The sequence below is a fragment of the Micromonospora sp. Mcm103 genome (genome assembly GCF_024519755.1).
Classification (GTDB): Bacteria; Actinomycetota; Actinomycetes; order Mycobacteriales; family Micromonosporaceae; genus Micromonospora; species Micromonospora aurantiaca.
Genome location: NZ_JALJRJ010000001.1, coordinates 24,769 through 50,764, shown reverse-complemented (window position 1 = coordinate 50,764; position 25,996 = coordinate 24,769). Strand labels below are relative to the sequence as shown.

At 75.4% G+C, this 25,996-nt stretch carries 22 protein-coding genes and 1 pseudogene; 9 read left to right on the top strand and 14 right to left on the bottom strand.

What is annotated here, in order from left to right; all coding sequences use genetic code 11:
• Nucleotides 1-2: 2 nt before the first annotated feature.
• Genes OC439_RS00245 through OC439_RS00225 form a run of 5 tightly spaced genes read right to left on the bottom strand, consistent with a single transcriptional unit; the run spans nt 3 to nt 7,079 of the window.
• Entirely contained in the window at nt 3-2,744 is a 2,742-nt protein-coding gene (locus tag OC439_RS00245; protein WP_262011598.1) for an ATP-binding protein, read from the bottom strand.
• Between the two features lie 48 nt (nt 2,745-2,792).
• Nucleotides 2,793-4,211 (bottom strand): hypothetical protein, encoded by a 1,419-nt coding sequence (locus OC439_RS00240; RefSeq protein WP_262011597.1) that lies wholly within the window; start codon nt 4,209-4,211, stop codon nt 2,793-2,795.
• Nucleotides 4,212-4,219: 8 nt separating this feature from the next.
• Complete coding sequence (locus tag OC439_RS00235) at nt 4,220-4,768, bottom strand: hypothetical protein (protein ID WP_262011596.1); 549 nt, start codon at nt 4,766-4,768, stop codon at nt 4,220-4,222.
• Between the two features lie 14 nt (nt 4,769-4,782).
• A complete protein-coding gene (locus OC439_RS00230) occupies nt 4,783-5,331 on the bottom strand; it encodes a hypothetical protein (RefSeq protein ID WP_262011595.1) in 549 nt (182 codons plus the stop codon).
• A gap of 47 nt (nt 5,332-5,378) precedes the next feature.
• On the bottom strand, nt 5,379-7,079 hold the full coding sequence (locus tag OC439_RS00225) for a sugar ABC transporter permease (RefSeq protein WP_262011594.1): 1,701 nt from the start codon (nt 7,077-7,079) through the stop codon (nt 5,379-5,381).
• Nucleotides 7,080-7,194: 115 nt separating this feature from the next.
• On the opposite strand from OC439_RS00225, the gene OC439_RS00220 reads away from it, so the two are divergent.
• Nucleotides 7,195-8,124: a diacylglycerol/lipid kinase family protein gene (locus OC439_RS00220; RefSeq protein ID WP_262011593.1), complete on the top strand. Its 930-nt coding sequence runs from the start codon at nt 7,195-7,197 to the stop codon at nt 8,122-8,124.
• 5 nt (nt 8,125-8,129) lie between these two features.
• Here the strand turns inward: OC439_RS00220 and OC439_RS00215 are convergent, their stop codons facing one another.
• Nucleotides 8,130-8,390 carry a hypothetical protein gene (locus OC439_RS00215; protein ID WP_262011592.1) on the bottom strand — a complete coding sequence of 87 codons (261 nt, stop codon included), beginning with the start codon at nt 8,388-8,390 and terminating at the stop codon, nt 8,130-8,132.
• 10 nt (nt 8,391-8,400) lie between these two features.
• On the bottom strand, nt 8,401-8,799 hold the full coding sequence (locus tag OC439_RS00210; RefSeq protein WP_262011591.1) for a DUF2267 domain-containing protein: 399 nt from the start codon (nt 8,797-8,799) through the stop codon (nt 8,401-8,403).
• Nucleotides 8,800-8,912: 113 nt separating this feature from the next.
• Here OC439_RS00210 and OC439_RS00205 point away from each other — a divergent pair, with 113 nt between their 5' ends.
• The 3 genes from OC439_RS00205 (at nt 8,913) to OC439_RS00195 (ending at nt 11,751) form a co-directional block, all read left to right on the top strand.
• Nucleotides 8,913-9,665 carry a dienelactone hydrolase family protein gene (locus tag OC439_RS00205; protein ID WP_262011590.1) on the top strand — a complete coding sequence of 251 codons (753 nt, stop codon included), beginning with the start codon at nt 8,913-8,915 and terminating at the stop codon, nt 9,663-9,665.
• Between the two features lie 64 nt (nt 9,666-9,729).
• The gene (locus tag OC439_RS00200) at nt 9,730-11,028 is read left to right on the top strand and encodes an FUSC family protein (protein WP_262011589.1); all 1,299 of its coding nucleotides are present in this window, start codon (nt 9,730-9,732) and stop codon (nt 11,026-11,028) included.
• Nucleotides 11,029-11,037: 9 nt separating this feature from the next.
• Entirely contained in the window at nt 11,038-11,751 is a 714-nt protein-coding gene (locus tag OC439_RS00195; RefSeq protein ID WP_262011588.1) for an RraA family protein, read from the top strand.
• Between the two features lie 5 nt (nt 11,752-11,756).
• On the opposite strand, the gene OC439_RS00190 is transcribed toward OC439_RS00195, so the two are convergent.
• From OC439_RS00190 to OC439_RS00160, 7 genes and pseudogenes are all read right to left on the bottom strand, one after another.
• On the bottom strand, nt 11,757-12,383 hold the full coding sequence (locus tag OC439_RS00190) for a response regulator (protein WP_262011587.1): 627 nt from the start codon (nt 12,381-12,383) through the stop codon (nt 11,757-11,759).
• A complete protein-coding gene (locus OC439_RS00185) occupies nt 12,380-13,597 on the bottom strand; it encodes a sensor histidine kinase (protein WP_262011586.1) in 1,218 nt (405 codons plus the stop codon). Before OC439_RS00185 ends, OC439_RS00190 begins: the two co-directional genes overlap by 4 nt.
• A gap of 9 nt (nt 13,598-13,606) precedes the next feature.
• Nucleotides 13,607-14,059 carry an ABA4-like family protein gene (locus OC439_RS00180; RefSeq protein WP_262011585.1) on the bottom strand — a complete coding sequence of 151 codons (453 nt, stop codon included), beginning with the start codon at nt 14,057-14,059 and terminating at the stop codon, nt 13,607-13,609.
• A complete protein-coding gene (locus OC439_RS00175) occupies nt 14,056-14,988 on the bottom strand; it encodes a hypothetical protein (protein ID WP_262011584.1) in 933 nt (310 codons plus the stop codon). Before OC439_RS00175 ends, OC439_RS00180 begins: the two co-directional genes overlap by 4 nt.
• A gap of 105 nt (nt 14,989-15,093) precedes the next feature.
• A pseudogene (gene dinB / locus OC439_RS00170) lies at nt 15,094-16,280 on the bottom strand (DNA polymerase IV).
• Between the two features lie 97 nt (nt 16,281-16,377).
• Nucleotides 16,378-19,563 (bottom strand): penicillin acylase family protein, encoded by a 3,186-nt coding sequence (locus tag OC439_RS00165; RefSeq protein ID WP_262011583.1) that lies wholly within the window; start codon nt 19,561-19,563, stop codon nt 16,378-16,380.
• A gap of 258 nt (nt 19,564-19,821) precedes the next feature.
• Nucleotides 19,822-20,955, bottom strand: a complete 1,134-nt coding sequence (locus OC439_RS00160) for an N-acetylmuramoyl-L-alanine amidase (protein WP_262011582.1) — start codon at nt 20,953-20,955, stop codon at nt 19,822-19,824.
• Between the two features lie 223 nt (nt 20,956-21,178).
• Between OC439_RS00160 and OC439_RS00155 the strand changes: the two genes are divergently transcribed.
• From OC439_RS00155 to OC439_RS00135, 5 genes are all read left to right on the top strand, one after another.
• On the top strand, nt 21,179-21,625 hold the full coding sequence (locus OC439_RS00155; RefSeq protein WP_262011581.1) for a TlpA family protein disulfide reductase: 447 nt from the start codon (nt 21,179-21,181) through the stop codon (nt 21,623-21,625).
• A 114-nt stretch (nt 21,626-21,739) separates the two neighbouring features.
• Entirely contained in the window at nt 21,740-22,180 is a 441-nt protein-coding gene (locus OC439_RS00150) for a DUF4395 domain-containing protein (protein WP_262011580.1), read from the top strand.
• A 44-nt stretch (nt 22,181-22,224) separates the two neighbouring features.
• Nucleotides 22,225-24,012 carry a hypothetical protein gene (locus tag OC439_RS00145; RefSeq protein WP_262011579.1) on the top strand — a complete coding sequence of 596 codons (1,788 nt, stop codon included), beginning with the start codon at nt 22,225-22,227 and terminating at the stop codon, nt 24,010-24,012.
• Nucleotides 24,013-24,147: 135 nt separating this feature from the next.
• Nucleotides 24,148-24,321 (top strand): hypothetical protein, encoded by a 174-nt coding sequence (locus tag OC439_RS00140; RefSeq protein WP_262011578.1) that lies wholly within the window; start codon nt 24,148-24,150, stop codon nt 24,319-24,321.
• Nucleotides 24,318-25,952, top strand: coding sequence for a serine/threonine-protein kinase (locus OC439_RS00135; RefSeq protein ID WP_262011577.1), 1,635 nt, complete (start codon nt 24,318-24,320; stop codon nt 25,950-25,952). The genes OC439_RS00140 and OC439_RS00135 overlap by 4 nt, the downstream gene beginning before the upstream one ends.
• Nucleotides 25,953-25,996 lie beyond the last annotated feature (44 nt).

The following is a 25,996-nucleotide window of genomic DNA, read 5'->3' as shown; positions in this document are numbered from 1 at the left end:
CCTCAGTCGCCGGGCGGCCGGCCCATCGCCGCGCCCAGCTCGGCGCGGCTGGCGATGCCCAGCTTGCGGTAGACCCGGGCCAGGTTGGCCTCCACCGTCTTCGGGCTGATGTAGAGCGCGTCGGCGATGAGCCGGTTCGTCTGCCCCCGCGCGGCGAGCCGGGCCACCCGCTCCTCGGTCGCGGTGAGCGTCGTCGGTGCCGGGGTGCGGGCCCCGATGCGACCCAGCTCCGCCCGCGCCCGGTCGGCGAACGCGGACGCGCCGAGCGCGTCGAACTCGGCCGCCGCCGCGTCCAGCGCCTCCCGCGCCTCCCGCCGTCGCCGCACCCGCCGGTACGCGCGCCCGGCGGCCAGCAGGCAGCGGGCCCGGTCCAGCGGCAGCACCGCCTCCGGCACCGAGGCCCGGGCCTGCGTCAGCGCGTCCAGCGCCTCGCCCGGATCCGCCCCGGTCGCCCCGGCCAGCAGCACCCGGCTACGGGCCAGACCCAGCGTCGTCCACGGACGCGGCAGCCGGCTGTGGCGCCGGGCCAGCCGGTCCAGCGCGGCGTGCGCGGTGTCCAGGTCACCGGCGCCCACGCACGCCTCGATCCAGTCCGGCTCGAAGCGTTGCCCCAGCGGTTCGGCGATGCCCGACCCGTCCAGGTCGGCCGCGAGCGCGCCGTACGCCGCCGCGGCGGAGGCCCACTCCCCGGACGCAAGCGCCACCAGCCCGGTGAGCTGGTGGTGCAGCCGGCGGCTCCAGGCGTCGCCGAGGACGTCGTCGCGGCGCAGCCCGGCGGCGGCGGCACCCGCCTGCGCCAGCCGCCCCCGGTGCGCGTCGAGCACACCGGCCAGCCAGCTCTCGCCCACCAGCCCGGTGCCCAGCTGCTCACCCAGGTCACGGGCGGCGGCGATGTGCGTACCGGCCTCGGCGAAACGCCCCGCCAGCAGTTCCGTCTCGCCCAGGTGGGTCAGCACCTCGTGCCGCAGCGGATCGTCGCCGCGCGCCACCGCCAGGTCCAGCATCAGGCGCAGCCGGGCCCGCGCCCGGTCGTGGTCGTCGACCGACTTCCACCAGATCGCCGGTACCGAACCGGCCAGGAAGGACGGTTCGCCGCCCTCCAGTGACAGTGCCCGGTCCAGCAGGTCGGTGGGCGCCGGGCCGCCGGCGCGTACCTCGTGGAAGAACAGCAGCAACAGCGCGGCGGTGAGCAGCGGGCGGTGCTCGGCGCGGTCGGACAGGCGGGCGATCGCGGCCCGCGCGTGCCGGCGGGCGATCTCCGGCTGGTCGTGGAACATGGTCAGGTGGGTGTGGATGCGCCCCGCCAGGTGCCCGTCCGGCCCGGCGGCGGTGAGCGCCTGCTCGGCGACCCGGACGGCGGTGACCAGGTCGTCGGCGCACCACGCGACGAGCGCGCGCAGCAGCAGCGCCTCGCCCCGCTCGGCGCCGGTCAGCTCACCCGCCGCCGCCTCGGCGGCCCGCCCGGCCGCCGCGTAGTCGCCGCTGTCGATGCGGCACTGCACCGCGTCGAGGCGGCGCCGGTTCCGGTCGGCGGGCGCCGACGGCGGGGTCAGCTCGGCGGCCCGGGCGTACCAGTCCGCGGCGAGCGCCGACGCGCCGCGCATCCGCTGCCGGGCCGCCGCCGCGGCCAGGTCGGCGGCCACTGCGGCGTCCGGCGCGACGGTGCACCGGGACAGGTGCCGGGCCCGCTCGTCCGGGTCGGCGACCGCGCCGGCGAGCAGCGCGTGCAGCCGCCGCCGGGCTCCCGGCGGGATGCTCTCGCGTACCGCCGCCGCGTACCGGGGGTGCGCGAAGTCGATCCGGCTCGCCGTGACCACGACCAGCCCGGCGTCCTCGGCCGCGTCCAGCGCCCCGGCCGGCACGCCCGCCGACGCCAGGTCGCGCACTGTCGGCACGGTCAGCAGCGCGGCCAGCCGCACCGCGTCGCGGCTCGGGCCGGGCAGCGCCCGCAGCGTCTCCGCGAGCAGCAGGCGCAGCGACGACGGTACGGGCAGGTCCTCGTCGTGCGCGGGCGGGCGGGGCAGCCGCAGCACCGCCCGGGCCAGTTCGATGGCGAGCAGCGGGTTGCCGTCGGCGTCGCGGGCCAGCCGGTCGGTGAGCGGCCGGCTGAGCGTGCCGCCGAGCCGGGCCGCCAGGACGCGGTGCAGGTCCGCCGGGGCCAGCGGCGGTACGTCGGCGCGCAGCAGCGGGTGCCGTCCGGTCGGGTCGTCGTCCAGCCCGAGCGGCACCGGCACCGGCGGGCCGTCCCCGGTGCGGTGGGTGGCCAGGACGGCGGGCCACCGGTTCAGCCGGCGCAGCGCGAACCGCAGTGCCCGGGCGCTCGGCGGGTCCAGCCACTGCGGATCGTCCACGGCTAGCAGCACCCGGGGCGCACCAGCGACCGCCGCGTCGAGCAGCGTACGGGTGGCCGCGCCCACCGCCCGGTCGTCCACCGCGCCGTCGTGCTCACCGGTCAGCAGCACCATGTCGGCCGCGGCCCGCTGCGGCGCGGGCAGCCCCGGCAGCGCGTCCGCGAGCGGGCGCAGCACGTCGGCGAGTGCCGCGTACGGCAGCGCGGTCTCGGCCTCGGTGGGCGCGGCGGACAGCACCCGCCAGCCGGTCCGCCCCGCGCGGGCGACCACCGCCCGCCACAGCGCGGTCTTGCCGATGCCGGACGGGCCGTCGAGGAGCACCGGCGTACCGGCGGTCAGGGCACGCCACACCCGCTCGACGACCGCGTCGCGGCCGACCAGTGCGGCGTCCATGGCGGGATGGTGGCACAGCGGCGCCCGTGAACCCAGCGTCGGCGCGGCCTAGCCCGGAACCTGTCCGCATATCGAGACGGGCGGGATCACCTCCTGGTTGCGGTAGACGTCGGCGCTCCAGCTCGGCCCGCCGGACGCCACGATCGGCGGTATCCGTGGGGCCCGGGACGGGCTGAGCAGGCTGAGGAACTTGTTGATCACCTGGACGACGGGTTCCAGGATCCGGTAGCCGATCCCGAACCGCGCCCGCACGCCGAGCCCGACGCCCCGGCACAGCGCGTACGGCGCGCCGAGCGCGGACCCGATGGTGGCGCCGTACGACGTGACCAGCTCGAACCAGATCCCGGCGGTGAACAGGAACGCGCTGATGCCCATGGTGAACCGCACGCCGTGCCGGACGACCAGCCCCATCACGCCGACCGGCACACCGGTGAGCGAGTCGAGCAGGCTCACCCGGCGGGCGAAGCCCTCGGTCACGCGCGAGCCCACCTGGCCGCCCGCGTAGCCGAACCCGAGCTTGCCGGCCAGGGCGTACTCGCCGGAGCCGCGGAACGTGCCCAGTTTCGCGCCGAACGCGGTGGCCACCTCAAGCGTCTGGCTCACCGTGAACGACAGCGGCAGGCCGGCGACCAGCCCGATCGGGAACGCGATGTCGACCGGGACCGGGAACGTCCGGCGGTGGTTCTGCCCGCCGTCGATGCCGGCGGTGAAGTCCACCTTGATGCCGAAGCCGCCGCCGATCTCCAGCTCGGCCCGGGTCACCTTGCCGGCGCCGATGGCCAGGTGGAACGACGCGGCCGGTCGGCCCACGGTCAGCGTCACGGTGCCGGTCAGCCGGAGCCCGCCGTCGTCGTACGTGAAGTGCGTGCCGACGCCACCGGCGCAGCAGAACGTCCGGACCCGGTAGCCGTGGGCGCTCGCGGTGGCCTGCCCGCCCGGCGCGGGTGGCGGCTGCGCGGGCGCGACGGTGAGCGGGCGGGAGCGGCCGAGCGTGCCACCCGCCGCCGCGACCTCCCGGGTCCACGACGGCTCACCCGCCACGTAGACGGTCGGGTTGTCGAGGGTGACGCCGTCCCCGCCGAACGTGCCGTCGCGGATCACCTCGGTGAGCGTGACCGGGCCGATCGTGACGACCAGGTCGTCGCCGTCCTCGGCCAGGTCGAGCACCCGGCCCACGCCGCGCCCGGTGAGGAACATGACCCGGCCGGGCGCGAGCCGGTCGGCGTCGCGCGCGCCGGGGTCGAGCCGCCAGATCAGCCCGTCCGGGCTCACCGACCGCACGGTGCGGCTGCCCCCGCCGACGAGCACCACGTCCGGTTGCAGCGTGACGTCCTTGCCCGGCGCCGGGGCCTGCCCGTACCGGGGCTCCCCGTCGCCCGCGTCGGCCGGGCCCGGTGTGGGGCCGCCGCAGCCGGTCACCACGAGCAGCACCACCAAGCCGGCCGTGAGCAGCCGACGGCCGCGCACCGGCCGCCTCACATCCGGCCGGCGACGGTACGGGCGAGCCGTTCCAGCGGCGCCCGGTTCTCCTGCGGGTCGTTGAGCCGCATCAGCCGCACCGCGACCCACAGCTCGCCCTTGCGCAGGAAGAACGCCTCGTAGGTGAGCAGGGCCTCGTCGGCCGTGCCGGTCAGCTCACGGATCTCGTGCCCGAGCTGCCGCTCGATGTCGAGGTACTTCTTGGCGCCCTCGCCCACGAACACCTCGACCTGAGCGGTCGGCCCGCTCACCGGGCCGGTGTAGGTGCAGGACTGCCCGGCCACCACCGGTTCCTCCAGCGGCGTGCCGGCGAGGCGCTCGGCGTCGTCCTTCGACACCAGCGTGCACGCCTGCGGCGCATCGGCGGCGCCGTCCACCGGTTCGGCGCTCGGCTCGGCCGGCGCCTCCCCGGCCGGGTCCGCGACCGGCGTGCCCGCACCGGGTACGGCGCCACCGGCGGCCGGCGGTTCGTCGCCGCCGCAGCCGGCGGACGCGGTGAACAGGGCCGCGGCCAGCGCGAGCGCGATCAGTCGGCGGGTTCGCATGCCTGTTCCCCCGCTCAGGCCGGGATCGCGTCGAGCGTGCGGCGCAGGATCTGTTCGTTGCCTGCGGTGCCGCCGCCGAAGCTGCTGATGGTCACCGTGTACGTGCCCTTGCCGTCGATCAGCACCGCCTCGCCGCGGACGTCCTTGACCGCGAGGTAGCCCCGCTCGCCCCGGTCCAGGTCGACGACCTTCTCGTACTGCTGGCCGGCCTGGTCGTGCTGGTAGTCGTAGGTGGCCTTGCCGGCGGTGGCCGAGGCGGTGGTGACCGCCAGCTGGGCGATGCCGTCGCCGAACGAGCAGTTGCCCTCGTCGCGTAGCTTCCGGTCGACCAGCTCGGAGACCTGGGCGGCGGTGAACGGGCACGGCGGCCGGACGTCGTCCACGGCGGCCGCGTCCGGGTCGCCGCCGTCCTCGCCCGCCGCGGTGTCGGCCGACCCGGCGTCGACGATCCCGCCGCCGGAGTCGCACCCGGCCGGCGCGAGCAGGGCGAGCAGCAGCAGCAGCGCCAGGCGGGCGCGGCGGGTACGGATGGTCCGGGCCGGTGTGAGCGCGTCAGATGCCATGGCTCCGACGCTAGGCGCGTCGTCACCGCCCGTAATCGGGGTTTTCCCTATGCGGTGACCTTGCGGACCGGCTCGTCCGCCCCGGCGGGCAGCTCGCCGGCGTCGGTCCGCCGGCCCGTCCGGATGGCCAGCCGATCCACGTAGCCGATCATGAGCGCGGCGAACAGCACCACGAACAGGAGCAGCATCGGCAGCGGCAGGACCAGGCCCAGCGGAAGCTCGCCCTCCGGCCCGAAGCGGAGATTGGCGATCATCTGCACCAGCCCCGGCGCGGTGAGGCTGTCCGGGCCCCGGCTCACCAGCGTCGTCCACAGTGTCCCCTGGGCGTGTGCCAGCCAGGTCGGCAACGCGGTCACCGCGAACATCGGCAGCGCCGGCAGCAACAGCGTACGGCCGGCGTCGCCACCGGAGCGCCACCGCGCGTGCTGGCCCCGGAACAGCAGCGTGAAGGCGAACAGCGCGGGCACGGACAGCCAGACCGGCGGCACCAGGCCGAGGAACATGCCGAGCTGGTCGAGTTCCTCGGTGCGCTCGAACCCGGCGATGGCCAGCGGGCCCACGCCGACGAACAGCCACGGCGCGAACGGCACCAGCAGCAGTTCGCTGTAGCGTCCCAGCGGCCGCAGCGCGCCGATCCCGAACCCGGCCAGCGCCGCGACCGTCACCGCGACGAGTGTGGACATCAGCGGCGGCACCCAGGTGTTGGCGAACACGGTCGAGGTCTCGACCCCGTTGGGCAGCCGCCCGGCGTCGGAGGAGAGGTTCCGCAGCCACGGCAGCGACGCCCAGACGGTCACGCCGAGGACGACGACTAGCGCGACAGCGGTCAGTGCGACGAGCAGCGGCCGGCGGCCGGCGAAGGACTCCGCCTCCCGTACGGCCGGGCCGTCCCGCCAGCCGTCGAACTCGATGCGCAGCCGGGTGGCCAGGATCAGCGCCACCGCGGCCAGCCCGAGCAGCCCGAGCAGCACCAGCAGCAGCGTCGACGTGGCGGATCCGACACCGAGGCGCATCGTGCGGAAGGCGGTCTGCGTCGCGGCGAACACCGGCGTCGCCGTGGTGGTTCCGGTCGGCCCGCCGCCGGTCAGGATCGCCGGGGCGGCGTACGTCTGCAGGGCGGCGGCGAGGACGCCCAGGCCGAGCAGCCCGCCGACGGCCAGCATGGCGGGCGCGGGCCGGTGGTCGGGCTCGCGGCGGCGCAGGGCGCTCAGGTACAGCGTCGCGGCCACCGCGACGACCAGCCCGAACGTCACCTGTGCCAGTGTCGAGACGAGGAACGTCCGGGGGGACTGGAGATCCTGCCGGAGGGTGCCCGCCTCGATGGCCTCGCCACGCCGGCCGAGCAGCACCGCGACCGGCGCGTACGCGGCGAGCGGCAGGGCCAGCACGCCCCGGGTGACCAGGCGGGTGACCCGGCCGGCCCGGTCGGCGAGGACGGCGAGCAGCGGCGCGGCGAGCAGCGCCACCGCCAGCGGGATCAGGCCGAGAAGCACCGCGAACCCGACCTGCCCGGCGAACCCGGAGCTGAAGGCGGTCTCGTAGTTCGCCGTGCCGACCGACTCGTCCGAGCCGCGCGGCCCGTCGGCCTGGAAGCTGCGGGCCACAGTGGACAGCGTGGGCAGGACGTACGACCAGACCCAGGCGATCACCGCCGGGACGACCAGCGCCAGCCCGATCAGGGCCCGCGCCGGGCGGTACGGCTGCGGGGGCACTGGCGCTGTCACCTGCGGCGTTGCCGGCTGGTTCATCGGGACATCCACCCTCGAAGATCGACGATCACGGCGCTCGCGACGGTAACCGATGCCGTCCACCAGCGCGCGGCGGCCGACCGGCGACCCGGCGCCGCCGGATAGGGTCGCATCCGTGCGGACCAAGCAGGAGCTGTCGACGGCGATCCGGGAACGACGGCGGGCGGCGCTGGTGGTCAACGCCCACTCCCGGCGCGGCCGGCGGCTCTACGACACCGTCCACGCGCGGCTGCGCGCGGCCGGGTTCACGCTGCTCGGCGCGTACCCGGTGGACCGGCCCGGCGAGCTGGACCGGGTGCTCGCCGAGGCCGCCGACCTGGGACCGGACCTGCTGGTCACCGGCGGCGGTGACGGCACCGTCGGCGCGGCGGCCCGGCTGCTCGCCCACCGGGACATCGCGATGGGCCTGCTGCCGCTGGGCACCACTAACAACTTCGCCCGTACGGTCGGCGTCCCGCTCGATCTCGACGCGGCGATCGCGGTGCTCACCGACGGCAAGGTCATCGACGTCGACCTGGGCCTGATCGGTGACACCCGGTTCACCAACCACGTCGGGATCGGGCTGTCCGCCGACATCATGCAGGCCGCGCCGCCGGGGCTGAAGCGGGTGGTCGGGCGGCTCGCGTACCCGCTGACCGGGCTGGGCCTGCTGGCCCGGCACCGGCCGCTGGCCGTGACGGTCCGCGCCGAGGGCCGCGAGCACACGTTCACCACGCACCAGGTGTACGTGGCGAACGGCGGCTTCCACGCTGGCCGGCCGATCACCGCCGACGCCACTGCCGACGACCGGCTGCTGGTCGCGTACCCGGTGGGTGGGCCGACCCGGCGCGGGCTGCTGCGCGAGACGGCGCGCAACGCGGCGGCCGGCCACCGCCGCACCCTCGGCGACGAGCCGTTCCTGGCGGTACGCCAGCTGTGGCTGGACACCGACCGGCCGGCCCGCATCGAGGTCGACGGCGAGCCGTACGGGCAGACGCCGGTCCGCATCGGCCTGGACCCGAACGCGTTGCGGCTGATGGCCCGCTCCGACAGCCCGGACCACTGAGGCGGTCAGGCCCAGTGCTCCTCGTCGGGCAGCGGGATCTCCGTGTTCTGCTCCACCGCGTCGGCGGCGGTGAGGTCGTCACGCACCGACTCGCCCAGGCCCGCCCGGTCGCTCGGCGCGCGCAGCACACCCTGCTCGGCCAGGTCCGCCGCGCTCGCCTCGGGCACCGCCGCGTCGACCGTGTCGGGTGGGCCGACGAGCGTCTCGTCCTGCCGCTGCTCCTGCGCGTCGGCCTCGGGCGGGCGGCGCAGCGCGTCCTCGCTCATCGCGTGCCCGTCACGCCGTGCGCCGCACGAACGGGGCGCTCTGGTCGGCCACCTCGCCGTACTCGGCCGGGAGCTGCGTGACGACCTGCGCGTAGGCGGCCGGGTCGACGGCGTCGCGCAGCACGTCGAACACGGCGGTGATGCCGTCCCGGGCGGCGTCCACGTCCACGTCGGCGCGTCCGCTCACCCGCTCGACGAACACGTCGAGCCCGAACGGTTCGGCGTCCTCGGCCGGGCCGAACGCGTACGCCCGCAGCGCCTCCGGCAGCCGGTCGGCGAGGTCACGGGCCTCCCCGCCGTCGATCCGCTCGGCCAGCGTGGTCAAGGTCGCCCGGGTGATCGCGGTGGCCTGCTCCGCGGACGCGCCGCACCGCTGGGCCACCGCGCCGATGAACTGATCCTGGTCCATCTCGCCGCCTTCCTCCGCCGGGATCGCCGGATTCCCACGCTGGACCTCCGCAAACGGCCGCCGGGCCGGGGGGTAGCCTGCAGCGCGGAACCCGCAGCGAGGAGGCCCCGACAGTGCAGCCGACGACCGTGGACGTGCCCACCCCCGACGGAACCGCTGACGCCTACCTGGCCGTGCCGGAGACCGGCGGGCCCTTCCCGGCCGTCCTGTTGTTCATGGACGCGTTCGGGCTGCGGCCCCGGGTCGCGGAGATGGCCGCCACGATCGCCGAGCGCGGGTACGTGGTGCTCGCCCCCAACCTGTTCCACCGCGCCGGGCGGGCCCCGCTGATCGACCTCGGCGCGCTCGCCGACGACAGCCGCCGGGGCGCCCTGTTCGAGAGCATCGGGCCGATGATGGCCGCGTTGACGCCGGACGTGGTGGCCCGCGACACCGCCGCCTACCTGGACTTCCTGGCCACCCGCCCGGATGTCGCGCCGGGACCGGCGGCGATCACCGGCTACTGCATGGGCGGCACGAACGCGCTGCGTGCGATCGAGGCGCTGCCGGACCGGATCGCCGCGGTGGCCGCGTTCCACGCCGGCCGGGTGGTCACCGACGCCCCGGACAGCCCGCACCTGACCGTCGGCGCGGTGACCGGTGAGCTCTACTTCGGGCACGCCGACGCCGACCCGTCGATGACCGCCGAGCAGATCGCCACGCTGGAGAAGACGCTCGACGCGGCCGGGGTGACGTACCGCTCCGAGGTGTACGCCGGCGCCCGCCACGGCTACACCCAGTCGGACACCCCGATGTACGACGAGGAGGCGACGAAGCGGCACTGGACGGCGCTGTTCGACCTGCTTGACCGCACGTTCCGCCGCTGACCCGCCCAAGGCGCGCGGGAGCGCGGCGGACGATTCACCGGTCCGGAGGCGGGTAACCGCCGTCATGGCCGACCGCCGCGCCGACACCGTCCGCTCGCCCCTGGACCGGGCGGTCGAGCGGGGCGGTCTCGCGCTGTCCCGGGCCCGGGCCGAGGGTGGCGCGGCCGGCCGCAACCGGCTGCGCCAGCTGGAGATCACCGTGGTGATCTCCGCGCAGGCCGGGCTGGCCGCGGCGCTCGCCGCGCTGATCGCCCAGGAGTTGCTCGGCTCCGGCGCGCACGTCTTCGCCCCCGCCGCAGCTGTCGGCACCATCGCCACCGCCATCGGCCAGCGTGCCCGGCGCACGTTCGAGCTGCTCATCGGCGTCGGCCTCGGCATCCTGGTCGGTGACCTGCTGCGCGCGCTGCTGGGCAGCGGATCCTGGCAGACCGGCCTGGTGGTCACGCTGGCCATCGCCACCGCGCTGCTGGTGGCCGGGCGCGGCGGCGCGCTCGTCGGCCAGGCCGGCGGTACGGCGGTGCTGATCGCCACGCTCGCGCCCGTGCAGCCCGGCCTGGAGCTGCCCCGTATCTTCGACGCGCTGGTCGGCGGCCTGGTCGGCCTGTTCGTGGTGGCGCTGCTGCTGCCGGTCAACCCGATCCGGGTGCTGGACCGGGCGGTGGAACCGGTGGTCGCCCGGCTCACCGAGCAGCTCGACGCCGTCGCCCACGCGCTGACCCGCCGCGACGCCGACGCGGCCCAGCGCGCCCTGGAGGACCTGCGCGGGATCGAACCGGACATCGGGCGGCTCAACGACGCACTCAGCGGGGCCGAGGAGGTGGTCACCATCGCGCCGGCGCGATGGCACCGCCGCGCCCAGTTCCACAGGTACGCCGAAGCGACCCAGCACCTCGAACGCCTGGTGCTGTACGCCCGCTCGATCGCCCGCCGCTCCGCCACCGCGCTGCAGTACGACGAGCCGATTCCGCCCGCGCTGCCCGACGCGGTGGCCCGCCTCGGCCAGGCGGTACGGGAGTTGAAGCGGGCCGGCAACTCCGGTGCGGATCTGGAACGCACCCGGGAGCTGGTCCGGCAGGGCGCCGAGCTGGCCGGGCGCGCCTGGTCGCAGGGCGTACGCGCGTTCGGCGAGGCGATGATCAGCGACCTGCGGACCGCGCAGAGCGAGCTGCTGCGGGCCACCGGCTGCCGGCCCGAGGACGCAAACGGCAGTGTGCGCCGGGCCGCCGGCGCGGGGGAGTCGGAGGCGCGCCCGCCGGTCCGGGCCCGGATGAGCCGGCCGGTCCCGCGCCGGCCCGGCGTCCGGCACCCGCCGAAGGCCACCGGGCGTCAACTGGCACCTGCCCGGGCCGGTCCGGCTGGCTAGCGTCGGCGCATGGACATCCGTCACGACGCGCCGGCCGCGCGCTTCGCCGCGCTGAGCACCGCCCACGTCGCCGACGCCTGCCTGCGCGCCGGTGTTCCCGTCCGCTGCGCCCCGGCCGCCGTCGTCCCGGTGCTGCCCGGGCGGCGCCTGGCCGGCCCGGTCCGCCCGGCCCGGCACGCCGGCAGCGTGGACGTCTTCCTGGAGGCGATCGAGCAGGCCGCAGCGGGGGACGTGCTCGTCGTCGACGACGGCGGGCGCACCGACCGGGCCTGCGTCGGCGACCTGGTGGTGCTGGAGGCGCGGGCCGCCGGCCTGGCCGGGCTGGTGGTGTGGGGCGCGCACCGGGACACCGCGGACCTGGTCGCGGTCGGGCTGCCGGTGTTCAGCCTCGGCGCCACCCCGAGCGGGCCGTTGGAGCTGGACCCGCGCCCGGACGGGGCGCTGGCGCACGCCCGGGTCGGGCCGTTCACCGTCGGGCCGCGGGATCTGGCGCTGGCCGACGACGACGGCGTGGTGTTCGTGGCCGCCGACCGGGCCGGGGAGCTGTTCGACCTGGCCGAGTCCATCCGGGACACCGAGCGGCGGCAGGCCGGCCGGATCCGGGCCGGGGAGTCGCTGCGCGCGCAGGTCGGGTTCGGCGCGTACCTGGCGGCCCGGGAGGCGGATCCGGCGCTGACGTTCCGGGCGCACCTGCGGGCGGTGGGCGGCGCGATCGAGGAGTGACCCGGTCAGCCGCCGCGTGCCCACAGCGCCAGGCGTACCCGGTTGGCGCTGCCGGTCTTCGTCATCAGGCTGGTGATGTGCGTCTTCACTGTGGTCACCCCGATGTGCAGCCGCTCGGCGATCTCGGTGTTCGACAGGCCGTCGGCGACCAGGTCCAGCACGTCCCGCTCGCGGGCGGTCAGGTCGGCCGTCCGCCGGGGCGTGCCTGCGCGGGCGTGCACCGCGCGGTCGACCAGCCGGCGCAGCACGTCCGGGCTGAACGGGCTGTCGCCGGCGGCGGCGCGGCGGACGCCGTCGAGCAGGTCGGCCGGGGGCGCGTCCTTGAGCAGGAACCCGCAGGCGCCGGCGGTCAGCGCGGGGTAGAGGTGGTCGTCGTCGCCGAACGTGGTGAGCACCATGATCCGGGTGGCGGGCCGGTCGGCGAGGATGCGGCTGGTCGCGGTGATGCCGTCGACGCCGGGCATCCGCAGGTCCATCACCACCACGTCGGGTCGTAGCCGGGCGGCCAGGGCGACCGCGTCCCGGCCGTTGTCGGCCTCACCGACCACCTCGAGGTCGGGCTGGGCGTCGCAGAGCATCCGCAGGCCGGCCCGGATGAGGTGCTGGTCGTCGACCAGCAGCACCCGGATCACGCCGGCTCCGGCATGCCGGCGCGGGGCCGAGGCGCCTGGTGGGTGGGCCCGGCCGGGGGCAGCACGGTCCGGACCCGCCAGCCGGACCCGGTGGGCCCGGCCTCCAGCCGCCCGCCGAGCACCTCGACCCGTTCACGCATGCCGACGATGCCGTGGCCACCGCCGGTGGGCACCCCGGCCGGCGCGGCGCCCCGCCCGTCGTCGGTGACCGCCCAGTGCACCGCGCCGTCCTCGACCGACACGCTCAGGTGTGCGCGGGCCGCCGCGCCGGCGTGTTTCGCCACGTTCGTCAACGCCTCCTGGGTCAGTCGCAGCACCGCCTGGCCGCGTACCGCGTCGAGCGTGCCGATCGCGGGGTCGACGTCGGCCTCCACGACGACGCCGGCCTGCCGGGCCCGGTCAACCGCCGCGCCGAGCGCGGCCGGCAGCGCCGACGGCTCGATCGCGGTCAGCGCGGCGTCGCCCCGGACGCCGTTCGGGTCGCGCAGCACCGCCACCAGCCGCCGCAGGTCGGTCAGCGCGGCCGTGCCGGTGGCGTGCACGTCGTCGAACACCTCGCCGACCCGGGGATCCAGGTCGGGCAGGACGTGCCGGGCCACCCCGACCCGCAGCACCATCGACGCGACATGGTGCGCGAGCACGTCGTGCAGTTCCCGGGCGATGGCGCCGCGCTCGTCGGCGCGGGCCGCCCGGCTCTCCGACTCGCGCCGGCGCCGCTCTGCCTCAGCCCGCTCCTCGGCCTGCCGCCCGAGTTCCCGGGTGGTCCGCACGACCAGTCCGAGCAGCAGCGGCAGGCCGACGGTGACGGCCAGCCCGAACAGGCCGGTGAACGCCGCGCGGACCGGTAGCCCGATCAGGTCGGTCAGGTCGACGGCGGCGAGCAGCCCGGCGCCGAGCCAGATCGTGCGTGGCCGGGTGGCCCGCATGGTCAGCTCCAGCAGCGCCCAGCTCGCACCGACCTGGTTGATCACCACGTCGTCGACCAGCACGAGCGCGGCGACCAGCAGCGCCGACTGGATCAGCAGATTGAGCAGCGGCCGGCGGTGGCACAGCAGGGCCAGCAGGAACGCCGGGACCGCCAGCGCCCACTGCGTACCGGTGGCGGCCGAGTTCCCGTGCGGACCGAAGACCAGGTAGCCGATGCCGCTGAGGTCCAGCAGCAGGACCCGCGCGAACGTGTCCCGCGCGTCGAACAGCCGACCGGTCCAGCCCACCGCGTCAGCCTAGGCAACCGGTGCGGCCGTAGCCACCGCGTTCGCCGGCCGCCGCCACGCGGACCGCAGTCCGAGGTGGACGGCCAGCCCGATCGGGCCGAGCAGGACGGTGAGCAGCAGCACCGGGGCGGTGAGCAGGGCCGGCAGCCCTCGCTCCCGGGAGTCCTGCCAGATCCACCTGCCGACGAACAGGTCGAAGGCGATCATGTGGGCCCAGGCCGCCGCCGCGCCGTCGGCGGTGCCGAGCAGGTTTCGCAGGCCGTCGAGCGTGGGCGCGGTCACCACCGGCAGCGCCGTGCCGAGCGCGGGGAGCACCAGGGCCGCGTAGACGAGCAGCACCGGCGCCACGATCAGCGGCGAGCCAACGATCCGGCCGGTCCAGGACCAGCGCGGCGCCAGGATCATCAGCGCCCAGAACGGCGCCGCGAGCGCGAACGTCAGACTGAACAGCGCGGTGCTCATCCGACCAGCACCACCTCGGTACGGCGGGCCCGGCGGGCCAGCACCAGCGCGGTGGCCGCCGCCGTGGCCACGACCAGCGCGGCCGCCGCGGCGAGCGTGAGCCCGTCCGGCGCGAGCAGCGGCTGCCCGCGCAGGGCCTGGGCGGTCACGAGCAGCGTCAGTGCCGCGTACGCGGCCCCGCCGACGAGCACCAGCCGGGCCCGGGTCAGCTCGTCCAGCCGCCTGCCGAGGAACCGGTCGAGCAGGATCGCCAGCAGCGGCAACGCCTGCAACGCGTGCATGCCGACGAAGTGCCCGACGCGCAGGTCGCCGCCGGTGGTGCTCCAGCCGAGCAGCGGCAGCCCCGGGCCGCCGTCGGGCACCCCGACGCTGTGCGCGCCGCTGATCCCGGCGGGCGTGCCGGCCGGCTGCTGCGCCACCATCGGGAACGCGACGACCATGCCGAGCAGGGACACGGCGAGACCGAGCCGCACCGCGTACCCGCCGGCGCGGTCCGCGAGGGACCGGCGGGACAGCACGACCGCCAGCACGAGCTGGGCGGCGAACAGCACCATGATCGCCGCGCCCATGACGCTGAACAGCATTCCGTCCAGCGACGTGGTGCCGTTGAAGTGGCTGGTGGTGCCCCGGAGCACCTGACCCACGATGACGACCATCTCCACCACGGACATGGCCACGATCACGGTGGCGGCCCGCTCGGCCGCCCGGCTACGGCGGGGCAGCAGGGACAGCATCCAGGCCAGCGTGACGCCGTAGAGCACGAAGGAGATCGCGAACTTCAGCGGCTTGGCCCAGATGGGCGCGCCGGTGAGCACGCGCGGATCGGCGACGACGCCGACCGCGGCGACGACGGTGAGCACCGCCATCGCGGACACGAGGAGCATCAGGGGGCGGTGCCATCCGGCCGCCCGGTTCCGTACGGTAGTCATGCCTGTAGATGCTCGTGACGGACCGGGCCGGTCGCGCCCGCCCGCAGGCCGCGTTCGCGGCCACGGGTCGGAGGGCGTCTCCTACTCCGGGACGAGGTCGGCCGGTCAGTCCGGCAGCCGGGGCATCTCGACGCCCGGGTCGCGGCCGAGCAGGACGCCGCGGGTCAGCGCCCGCGAGCCGAAGCGGTCCCGTACCGCGTCGACGGCGGCGTCCAGCGCCGGGCCGGGTTCGGCGGTGAACGGCAGGGTGAGCTGCGTGTGCCCGGCACCGAGGTTGCCCACCGAGACGCCGAGCAGCGTGACGCCCCGTTCCGCGATCTGCGGCAGCGCGGCGCGCAGCAGGTCACGGGCGGCGGCCCGCAGCGGCCCGGTCTGCGCGGTCGGCTCGTCGAGCGTGTGCGACCGGGTGGCGCGGTGTAGTCGGCGAAGCGCAGCCGCAGCGTCACCGTGCGGCCGGTGCGGCGGGCGGCGCGCATCCGGCCGGTGACCCGGTCGACCAGCCCGGCCAGCACCGCGTCCAGGTCGGCGGGGGAGTGCGGGCCGCGTCCCAGCGCGTGCTGCGCGCCCATCGAGGAGCGGCGGCGGCCCACCTGCACCGCCCGTGGGTCGCGGTTGTGGGCCAGCGCGTGCAGGTGCCGGCCGGCGCCCGCGCCGAGCAGCGACACCAGCGCCGGCTCGTCCAGCCGGGCCACCTGCCCGACGGTACGGATGCCGCGGTCGCGCAGCCGGGCGGCGGTGACCGGGCCGACGCCCCACAGCCGCTCGACGGGCAGCGGGTGCAGGAACGCCAGTTCCCGGTCCGGCTCCACGACCAGCAGCCCGTCCGGCTTCGCCACGCCGCTGGCGACCTTCGCCAGGAACTTCGTCCGGGCCACGCCGACGGTGATCGGCAGGCCGACTTCGCGGCGTACCCGCTCCCGCAGCGTGGCCGCGACGGCGGCCGGCGTTCCGGCGAGCCGCCGCAGCCCACCCACGTCGAGGAACGCCTCGTCGATGCTGAGTCCTTCGACGAGCGGGGTGGTGTGCCGGAAGATCTCGAACACCGCCCGGCTGGCGGCCGTGTACGCGGCCATCCGGGGCGGCACCACGACGGCGTCCGGGCAGAGCCGCCGCGCCTGCCGGCCGCCCATCGCGCTGCGCACGCCCCGGGCCTTGGCCTCGTAGCTGCACGCGAGCACCACGCCGCCGCCGACGATCACCGGCCGGCCGCGCAGCCGGGGGTCGTCGCGCTGCTCGACCGAGGCGTAGAACGCGTCCAGGTCGGCGTGCAGGATGGTGGCCTCGCTCGACACTCCGCCATCCTCGCACAAATGTTCGAACGAGCGCGGCTGACCTGCCCGGACACAGACGACCGGCCGGCGGGATCACCCGCCGGCCGGTCGCGTGCGGTTACCGTCCGTAGACCTCGAGTTCGTAGAGCGAGAAGCCGTACGAGGTGGCCCGGGTGACGCCGTACATCCGCACGTAGCGGGCGCTGACCGGGGCGAACGTCACGTTGTCGACGCCGCCGTTGCCGGTGGTGGTGCTGAACACCGGCTGCCAGGAGTTGCCGTCACCGGAGACCTCGATCCGGTAGCCGGTGGCGTAGGCGGCCTCCCACCGCAGCACCGCCCGGCTGATCGTCCGGGCCGAGCCGAGGTCCACCCGCAGCCACTGGTTGTCGTTGTAGCTGCTGGCCCACCGGGTGCCGAGGCTGCCGTCGACCGCCTTCGCCGGGGTGTTGCTGGTCAGGAACTGCGTGCTGGACGCGGTGGCGGTACGGCCCTGCGCCAGGTTGGTCACCGCGTCGCCCCGGCGCGCCGGGAACGAGACGACCTGCTGGTACGTGGGCCGGTTCTGCCAGGCGATCAGCGGGTGGGTGATGCCGCCGAGCCCGGACTGGGCGATCGAGTCCGCGCACCACTGGTCGCCGGCACCGCACGAGGAGTCGCCCGGGTAGACGGTGGTCGCCGGCGCCGCGGCGGCCTGGCCGAGCGTGTCGAGCAGCGCCTGTCGGCACGCGCCCAGGTTGCCGTTGCCGCAGTACGTGCGCCCGAGCCCGCCGGCCACCGGGTCGCCGAGCACGGCCCGCAGGTCCTTGTCGACGTAACCCCACCAGCCGTACTGGAACGCCGAGCCCTTGTGCGCCTGCCCCTGCGACGCCCAGTTCACGGTGCCGTCGCGGCCACCGTTCTGGCCGCCCGAGGGCGCCTCGTTGACTTCGAGCGCGTCGACGAGCGCGGCGTACAGGTCGGGGCCGAGGCCGGGGCGGAACTGCGCCGAGGCCAGCAGCGGCCACCAGGCGTCGAAGATCCGGATGGCCTCGGCGTGCTGGTAGACCTTCGACCCGGGTGACGTCTCCACCCGCCGCGACCCGGCCTGCTGCCAGGCCCGCAGCTTGGTCACCGCGGCGGCCAGTGCCGGGTCGGTGACCGGCGTGCTGTCGAGCACCCGCAGCAGCTCGCCGAGCACCTGCTGGCCGCGCAGGTCGGTCACCGCCGCCTCGGCGGTGATCCGGACGATGTCGGCGCGGCCGACCTTGCGCTGGGCGATGGCCGCCTTCACCGGGCCGTCGAGCAGCTGACCCCGGTGCACCGCGCCGTAGCTGAAGTTGCCGTCGGCCGCGCCGAAGTCACGCGCCTGCTTGTTGTTCCAGCTGACGTAGTAGTCCTGGTTGACCGACTGCGGGTGGGCCGACGCCGGGGCGTACGTGGCGTCGTTGGTGTCCGGGTTCCAGCCGGCCCACTCGTACGCCGGCTCGGCCTTCATCGGCAGGTTCGGGTCGGAGGTGGAGGAGCGCACCGGGTTCGAGCCGGAGTTGTAGTACGCCGCCTCGGTGGAGTTGACGTAGAACCAGTTGAACGCGTACCCGACGCTGGCCGCGGACGCCCGGAACGCCGCCGCGCTGCCCATCGCCGCCGGGTCGTTGTACGCCTGGAAGCCGATCGCCGACTCGGCCTCGTGCCGGTAGGTGGAGCGCAGCTTGGTGAACGCGGTGGGCTGCCCGTTGACCAGCCCTCGGTAGGACACCAGCCCGTACTTGGTGCGCAGCGCGCGCAGCGTGTACGCGCCGGCCGGGGTGGAGTCGGCGAGCGTCGGCGACCAGGAGTTGCGCTTCTCCAGCACCTCCATGGCCACGCACTGGCCGCGGAAGAGGTAGCGGTTGGAGCGCAGCGTCGGCGCGCTGCCGTCGGTGGTGCACAGCGGCACCGCGTACGTGTCGGTCAGGTCCTGGGAGGCGGAGGTGGCGCTCCACGCGTAGTCCTGGCCGCGGCCGAGCAGCACGTAGAGGTTCAGCCCGGCGAACGCGGCGCCGCGCGCGCTGATGCCCGGTCCCTGCAGTTCCTGGAGCATGAGCAGTTGCGGGGCGAAGTAGCCGGTCTGCGGGCCGAACACGGCGACCGGGTTGCCGGTGGTGGTGTGCCGGCCGGAGACCACTACCGCGTTGGACATGCCGTGCGCCCGCAGGTTGGACAGGCCGCCGACCAGGTCCTTGGTGGCGGCGCTGGTGCCGGTGCGGGCGGCGGCTCCGCCGGTGGCGTCGTACGCGAGCGGCTCGGCGACCACGGTGCCGGCGTCGGGCAGCACCGCGCTGGTGGCGCCGGGCGGCGTCGCGCCGTACGGGAAGCTCTGCCCGTCGTGCAGCGTCAGCACGGTCTCCGGGTCGTTCTGGGAGCGGAACGCCGTCCAGACCCGGTCGCCCTCGGTCGGGCCGTACTTGGCCCGGGCGGCCACCCGCACCAGCGCGGACTGCATCTCGCTGCCGCCGCCCCCGCCGAACAGCCCGCCGATGACACCGGCGGTGGCGATCAGGTCGGTCATGGTGAAGTGCTTCGGCTTCCCGGCGCCGGTGAGCACGTACTCGCCGGGGTAGTTGTCGTCGGCGATCGACTTGTCGATGTAGGCGTTGATGCCGGCGATGTAGTCGACGACGTCGGTGTAGAGCTGCTGACCCCGGGTGCCCTTGAGGCGCAGCGCGTCGACCTGGGCCTGGAGGTCCGCCTCGCTGTAGGGCGAGTTGGCCCAGACGCTCTGTTCCAGTTCCCGGTTGCCGGGTGCGCCGCCGGCGAACGAGGTGACGTTGCCGCGGCCGACGTGCCGCAGCAGGTCCATCACCCAGAGCCGGTCCTGGGCGCCGGCGTACCCGGCGCCGAACATGGTGCCGGAGCGGGTGGTGCCGGTGACGTGCGGGACGCCGGTGGCCTTGTCCCGCACGATGGTGACGTCCGAGCGCGGCGAGATCGTGCTCTCGACCTGGGCGTCGGGGACGCCGAACGAGGCGTCGTTGTAGAAGTGGGCGATCTGCTCGTCGGTCAGCCCGGCGTAGTTGTAGACCAGGTTGGCGTACTCGTCGAGCTGGTCGCTGGAGTGCGCCGGGCGGGTGCCGAGCGCCTGGTGGGCCAGGATGCCGGCGAGCGTGGCGTTGCCGTTCTGTCCGGGGGGCAGGATGTCCGCGCACTGGCCGAGGCAGTAGTCGTCGGGGGTGAACGTGGTGGCGGCGAGCGCCGGTGACGGCGCGATGACCGTCAGGACGCTCGCGGTGAGGGCGGCGGCGGTGAGCGCCGCGAGGCGGGCACGGATGGCGGGTAATGGCATGGCGATCCTCCGGGGACGCGGAGTAGGGCCGTTCGGTACGCCCGGCTGACGGCGTCTCGGCCTCCGTGCCCGGGCGTTCTGCCCGGAGGTGAGAATGACTCATATCTATCTGCGGGCAATGATCGGCGCACCACAGCCGTCCGGGATAGCCGTCGTTCACCAGTCGTCAATGCCGACGTTTCGCCGCGATCCGTCCCGCAACGACGCGGTGGGGGTGGCGCCGTTGCCACCCCCACCGCTCTCCCCGCCGGTGCGCCGTCAGTGCTTGTGGAACGACTGACGCACCACACCCCCCACCAGCGCGCACCAGGTAGTGGTGCTGATCTTGCCGTTGGGCGGCAGTCCGTGCAGGCGCTGGAGGTCCTTCACCGCCGTGCGGGTCGCGTGGTCGTACTCGCCGGTCGGGGTGACCTCGGCGTAGCCCTTGGAGGCGAGCATGAACTGCGCGGCCACCACCGGGACGCCCGACGACTTCTGGTCCAGCTCCGGGGCCAGGGTCTCCCAGGTCGGCGCCGTGAGCGTGGCGTCGACGTCGACCGGGATGCCGTTGCGCGCCTGCCAGTCCTGGACCGCCGCGACGGTGGCCGCGTCGAACACGCCGTTCACCGGCACGGTGTAGCCGCGGAACGTGAGCAGGTACTGCGCGACCTGGACCACCGGGCCGCCGACGAAACGCCAGATGTCCGGCCAGCGGCGGGCCGGCACGTCGCCCAGCTTCGTGCCCAGCTTCTGGAACACCGCGCGGCGCAGCGCCGGGAACTCCCGGTAGAACATCGCGCCCGGGCAGAGCGTGGCGCGGAAGTCCCAGTGACCGAAGATGTCGTGCGCGTGCAGCCCGTACTGCCGGCAGATCGCGGTGCACAGCCGGGCGAGGGAGTCGAGCAGCTCCTCCGGCGGCGTCTCGGTGACGTAGGTGCCCTCGTTCTCGATGCCGATGGCTCGCCCGTTCTCGCCCGGGCAGTGCGCGGCGATCATCTGCCGGTCGCCGGCCCGCAGCCGGTCCAGGCTGCCGTGGCGTCCCTCCAGGACGTGACCGCCGCGGCTCACCGTGAAGTGCTGACCGGTGTCGGACCAGCCGTTGCCGTCCATGTGCAGGTCCTGGCAGTCGCGGGCGAGCTGCTTGGCGTGTTCCTCGGAGTAGTCCGTGACGTTCGGGAACGCCATGTGGTGCACGATGATCTTGTTGGTCGGGATCGCGCTCACCGACAGCGGGTCGGCCGGCGGGCGGGCGGCCCACTCGTCGCAGCTGATGATCCAGTCGAGGTCCGCGCCCGGCGCGGCCTGCGCGGCGGCCGGCAGGGCGAGCTCACTGCCGACGACCGCGACCGCGGCGGCGCCGAGGCCGGCCCGCAGCAGCGTACGGCGGTCCAGCTCGGGGTGGTCGAAGTGCATCTCGCCTCCTCGATGGCCCGGCCGGCGCCGGGCGATGTAAAGGAACTGCAACGACTGCGCGCGTGGTGGAGAATATTGCCAAGCTCGCGCGGCGCGCCAGAGGACAAAAGCGACGTTCGCCGGCCGGTGGGCCGGTTGCTCCTACCGCCGGAGTAGGCGATCTCACGTCCGCTGACCGGGACGGACCATGGTCTTCCGCGACCCGCCGTGGCAGCCTGGGCCGGTGCAGTCGCCCAGCCTGACCGGGATCGTCGTGCTCGTCGCGGTGCTCGCGGCCGCCACCGCGTTCGGCTGGTGGCGCCGCCGCCACGACGGGCGGCTGCGCGCCGTCCGGAAGCGCCCATCGGCCGCCGACGCGCCGCACCGGGCCATCCTCACCGCCCTCGGGGTACGCCCCGGCGAGGTCACGCTGGTCCAGTTCTCCGCACCGGTCTGCGCGCCCTGCCGGGCCGCCCGCCGGGTGCTCGCCGACGTCGCCGCCCGCGTCGACGGGGTCGCGGTGCGGGAGGTCGGCGTGGACGAACACCTCGACGCGGCCCGGGAACTGGACGTGTGGCGCACCCCGACGGTGCTGCTGGTGGACGCCGCCGGCCGCGTGGTGCGCCGCGCCGCCGGCGTGCCCGACCGCGACGACCTGATCGACGCGCTCACGGCCGGGGCGGCGCGATGACCGGCGTGCGGCTGACCCGCCGCCGGGTGGTGGACCACGGCCGGCTCGCCACGAGCCTCTGTGCGGCGGCGCGTCCCGCCTGACCGACCGCCCCCGCACGAACGGACCCACCCCATGCTGCTCGACCCCCGAGGACCGCGCTTCGCCGCCGTCCTCACCACAGTCGTCCTCGCGATCGTCCTCGTCACCGGCTCCGGGCCGCTCCTGCTCGCCCAGGCCGTCGTGTTCGCGCTCACCGCCCTGAACCCGCGCGTCGGCCCGTACGGCCTGCTGTTCCGCGCCCTGGTGGCGCCCCGGCTGGACCCGCCGGCGGAGCTGGAGCCGGTCGCGCCGGTGCGCTTCGCCCAGGTCGTCGGCCTGGTCTTCAGCGTCGCCGGCGCGGCCGGCTGGTTCGCCGGGCTGCCCGCGCTCGGCCTGGCCGCCACCGGTGCGGCGCTGGCCGCCGCGTTCCTCAACGCCGCGTTCGGCCTCTGCCTCGGCTGCGAGGCGTACCTGACGATCCGGCGGCTGGCCGGACGCCCGCTCGCCGCCCGGGTGGCGGTGCCCCCGCGCTGAGGTTGCGCCCGTACGCTGGCCCCGGGCGGACGGGGGGGAGTGGCATGGCGGGTCGCGGGCGGCTGGACCGGCGCAGCGTGCTCGTGGCCGCGGGCGGGCTGGTGGTCGCCGGGATCGGCGTGCCGGTCGGGCTGGCCGCCACGAACGACCGGCCGCCGCCCCCGCCGCGCGGCCGGCGGCCGGTCAGCATGGCGATGCACCTGCACGCCTCGTTCAGCGAGGGCGTGGCCAGCTACGCCGCCCACCTCGACCAGGCCCGGCGCAACGGCGTCGACGTGCTCTGGTGGACCGACCACGACTTCCGGGTCGCCGCCCACGACCACCGCCGGGTCGTCCACTTCGACGGCCCGGAGGAACGCGAGGGCGGCCTGGCCTGGACCTGGCAGCCCGCCACCGAGGGACGGCTGAGTGCCTCGGCCGCCGACTTCGTGGACGCGCCGGACGCCCTCGACGGCCCGGGCCGCGCGCTGCGCCTGACCGCCGCCGGTTCCGGCACCCACTGGTACGCGGGCAAGGCGTGGAACTGGACGCACACCTCAAACATCTCCGACACCACGCTGCACCTCGACGTACGCCCCGAAGCCGCCGGCCGGGACGCCACGCTCACCGTGGAACTCGCACTGTCGCACCACCCGGCCGGACCCGGGCGGCCCGCCGGGCAGCTCGTGCTGCGCTACCGCCTCGGTGGCGTCGACACGGTCCGGCACACGGTGGACGGCCGGCACGGCACCGTCGAGCTGCCCGCCCCGCCCGGCGCGTGGCGGCGGCACACGTTCGGCCTGCTCGCCGACGTACGGCGGCTCTGGCCCGACATCGTCGCCGGGGACAACTCGCTGCGCGGACTGCGCCTCGGCGTGACGGTGGCCGGTGGCGGGCGCGGCACCTACCTGGTGGACCGGCTCGTCTTCGACCGCGCCCGCCGCGCCGGCCAGGCGGGCGAGGAGCTGCGCGCCGAGGTGCTGCGCGGCTACGACGGCGCGTACCCCGGCGTCACCCACCACCGGGCGTACGAGGTGTCGATGGTGCGGCACCTCAACTGGTTCGGCGGCGACGGCACGCTGCCGCGCTTCCCGTCCCCGCCGTACCGGGACAACGACGTCGACGCCACCGAGCGGATGGTGGAGTTCCTGCACGCGCACGGCGGGGTGGTGTGCTGGAACCACCCGCTGGACACCGAACGCCGCGAATCACTGGCCCGCCTGCTGGTCAGCCGCAACGCGCTCGGCGTCGACCTGATCGAGATCGGACGCCGGCCGGTCGAGGACCACCTCTGGGCGTACGACGTGGCGGCCCGCAACGCGATCCCGCTCACCGCCGTCGGGGTCACCGACGACCACGACGGCACCGACTGGCGGGCCGGCCGGGACCGCAACGTCACCTCGGTGTGGGCGGCCTCGACCGGCCGGGACGACCTGGTCGCGGCGCTGCGCGCCGGGCAGGCGTGGTTCGCCGACCTGGCCGGCTACCGGGGCGCGCTGGACCTGGAGCTGGGCGGCCGCAGCGCGATGGGCGCGCTCGCCGTGCTCGCCGAGGACACCGTCACGGTGCGGCTGCGCGCCACCGACCTGCCCGCCGGGGCCACGCTGGAGACGGTCACCGGCGAGGTCGACCGGGCCGGTGTCGCGGACCCGACACCGGCGGTCCGGGTCGGGCAGGTCCCCTGGCGGCAGTTGCGGCAGGGCTGGCACGACCTGCCGGTGCGCGTCGGCGCCGGCACGTACGTCCGCACCCAGGTCCGCGACCGCGACGGCGAGATAGTCGGCGCGAGCAACCCCCTCTGGCTGCTCCGCACCCCTCCACCCGCAGGCATCCCCCCACCCCGCCGCCGCTGAACCCGCGCCCCCTCTCCCGCCGTGCTCCCTTTCCGCCGATCATGAAGTTGACGGCGATTTCTGTCCTCTTTGTCCCTGTCAACTTCATGATCGACGAGCTGACTGTGGTTGCCGGGGTCTGGTAATCGTGGCGGTGTGTCCGATACCGACCACCTGCCGCGCCGCGCCGTGCCGCCCGAGCGCCCGGGCGCCGGTCGGCGTCCGGAAGCAGCCGTTGCGGCGATGGCCGGCGGCTGCGCCACGGTGAGAATGACGAGCGAGGCGGCGTCCGACATCCGCCCGTGGGACGCCGTGGAGTCTGCAGAATGAGCGGCTGGGAACTGTCCGGATACACCCCGGTCCGCCGGCTCGGCGCCGGCGCGTCGGGCAGCGTCGTGCTCGCCACCCACGACGCGACAGGCACCCCCGTCGCGATCAAGTACCTGATCCGCGACCTGGGCGAGGACTCCGCGTTCCGGACCGCGTTCCGCACCGAGGCCCGGCTCCTCGGCGAGATCGACGACCCGCACGTCAGCCGCCTCTACGAGTACGTGGAGAGCCCGCACGGCGCGGCCATCGTGATGGAACTGGTCGACGGCGTCTCACTGCGCCAGATGCTGCGCGAACACGGCCCGACCACACCCGAGGCCGCGCTCTGCGTCCTCAAGGGCTCACTCGCCGGCCTGGCCGCCGCACACGCCCACGGTGTCGTGCACCGCGACTACAAACCGGAGAACGTGCTGGTCACCGGCGCCGGGCTGAGCAAACTCGCCGACTTCGGCATCGCCATGCCGATCGGCCAGGGCTCCGACACCACGGTGTCCGGCACGCCCCGCTACATGGCCCCCGAGCAGTGGACCGGCGCCCCGGCAAGCCCCGCGTGCGACGTCTACGCCGCCACCGCCACGTTCTTCGAGTGCCTCACCGGCCGGCCCCCGTACCAGGGGCCGGACCTGTTGTCCCTGCGCGACCAGCACGCCAGCGCGCCGATCCCCGCCGAGGCGGCACCCCCGCCGGTGCACGAACTGCTGCGCCATGGCATGGCCAAACGCCCCGACGAGCGCCCGCCGTCCGCCGAGGCGTTCCTGGAGCTGCTGGAACGGGTCGCCGGCACCGGCTACGGCCCGGAATGGGAGGAACGCGGGCTGCGCGAGCTGGCCCGGCGGGCAGCGCTGCTGGCCGCGCTGTGGCCGTTCCCGGACCGGGCCGAGGGCGCCACCGCCGTCGCGCACACCGAACTCGGCACGACCACCACCGGCCGGGGCGGACGGTTCCGCAAGGGCCGCACCCGTACCGCGCTCGCCGCCGGCGCCCTGGTCGCCGCAGTCCTGGCCGGGGGCGCCGGCTACAGCTACGCCGCCCACGACGACACGTCCGCCGCGGGTCCGACCGGCCCCGCGAGCGCCGCCCCCGTCACCACCGGCGCACCCGTACCGGACCCGACCGGCACCGCGCCGCCCAGCCCGTCACCGACACCCAGCCCGTCCACCGTGTCCGCCGCGCCGCCACCTCCCGCGCCGCCGGCCACCCCCGACCCGACCGGGACGCCGACCCGAACCGGCACACCCACCCCCAGCGCGTCACGCACCACCAGCCCGCCCCCACCGGACGTGACAGCGCCGGTCGTGGACGGCGTCAGCGCCGACCCGGGCGAACTGGACCCGAAGGGATGCCCCTACGGCGCGAAGAGCAGCACGGTCACCGCCACCGTCACCGACGACCGCAGCGGCCCGGCCGCGCTCACAGTCACCTTCGGCTACACGGTCGACGGCGCCACCGGCACGATCCGGATGGCCGCCGCCGGGCGCGGGCTGTTCACCGGCACGCTCGGGCCGCTGTCCACGCCCAAGCGCAGCGCCCGCATCCCCATCCGGGTCACCGCCGCCGACGCCGCCGGCAACACGACCACCTCGACGTCACCGGTGTACGTGACGCTCTACCACGACTGCACCCCCGGCTAGGAGTACGACAGTGCCCGCTGCCCCGCACCGCAGCCCGTCCCGGG

What these genes read in the sequence shown, in the direction of transcription:
- OC439_RS00235 (WP_262011596.1), bottom strand. Translation starts at nt 4,768, where the DNA reads ATGCGAACCCGCCGACTGATCGCGCTCGCGCTGGCCGCGGCCCTGTTC.
- OC439_RS00180 (WP_262011585.1), bottom strand. Translation starts at nt 14,059, where the DNA reads ATGAGCACCGCGCTGTTCAGTCTGACGTTCGCGCTCGCGGCGCCGTTC.
- OC439_RS00230 (WP_262011595.1), bottom strand. Translation starts at nt 5,331, where the DNA reads ATGGCATCTGACGCGCTCACACCGGCCCGGACCATCCGTACCCGCCGC.
- OC439_RS00210 (WP_262011591.1), bottom strand. Translation starts at nt 8,799, where the DNA reads ATGGACCAGGATCAGTTCATCGGCGCGGTGGCCCAGCGGTGCGGCGCG.
- OC439_RS00135 (WP_262011577.1), top strand. Translation starts at nt 24,318, where the DNA reads ATGAGCGGCTGGGAACTGTCCGGATACACCCCGGTCCGCCGGCTCGGC.
- OC439_RS00165 (WP_262011583.1), bottom strand. Translation starts at nt 19,563, where the DNA reads ATGCCATTACCCGCCATCCGTGCCCGCCTCGCGGCGCTCACCGCCGCC.
- OC439_RS00145 (WP_262011579.1), top strand. Translation starts at nt 22,225, where the DNA reads ATGGCGGGTCGCGGGCGGCTGGACCGGCGCAGCGTGCTCGTGGCCGCG.
- OC439_RS00200 (WP_262011589.1), top strand. Translation starts at nt 9,730, where the DNA reads ATGGCCGACCGCCGCGCCGACACCGTCCGCTCGCCCCTGGACCGGGCG.
- OC439_RS00215 (WP_262011592.1), bottom strand. Translation starts at nt 8,390, where the DNA reads ATGAGCGAGGACGCGCTGCGCCGCCCGCCCGAGGCCGACGCGCAGGAG.
- OC439_RS00225 (WP_262011594.1), bottom strand. Translation starts at nt 7,079, where the DNA reads ATGAACCAGCCGGCAACGCCGCAGGTGACAGCGCCAGTGCCCCCGCAG.
- OC439_RS00160 (WP_262011582.1), bottom strand. Translation starts at nt 20,955, where the DNA reads ATGCACTTCGACCACCCCGAGCTGGACCGCCGTACGCTGCTGCGGGCC.
- OC439_RS00175 (WP_262011584.1), bottom strand. Translation starts at nt 14,988, where the DNA reads ATGACTACCGTACGGAACCGGGCGGCCGGATGGCACCGCCCCCTGATG.
- OC439_RS00245 (WP_262011598.1), bottom strand. Translation starts at nt 2,744, where the DNA reads ATGGACGCCGCACTGGTCGGCCGCGACGCGGTCGTCGAGCGGGTGTGG.
- OC439_RS00195 (WP_262011588.1), top strand. Translation starts at nt 11,038, where the DNA reads ATGGACATCCGTCACGACGCGCCGGCCGCGCGCTTCGCCGCGCTGAGC.
- OC439_RS00150 (WP_262011580.1), top strand. Translation starts at nt 21,740, where the DNA reads ATGCTGCTCGACCCCCGAGGACCGCGCTTCGCCGCCGTCCTCACCACA.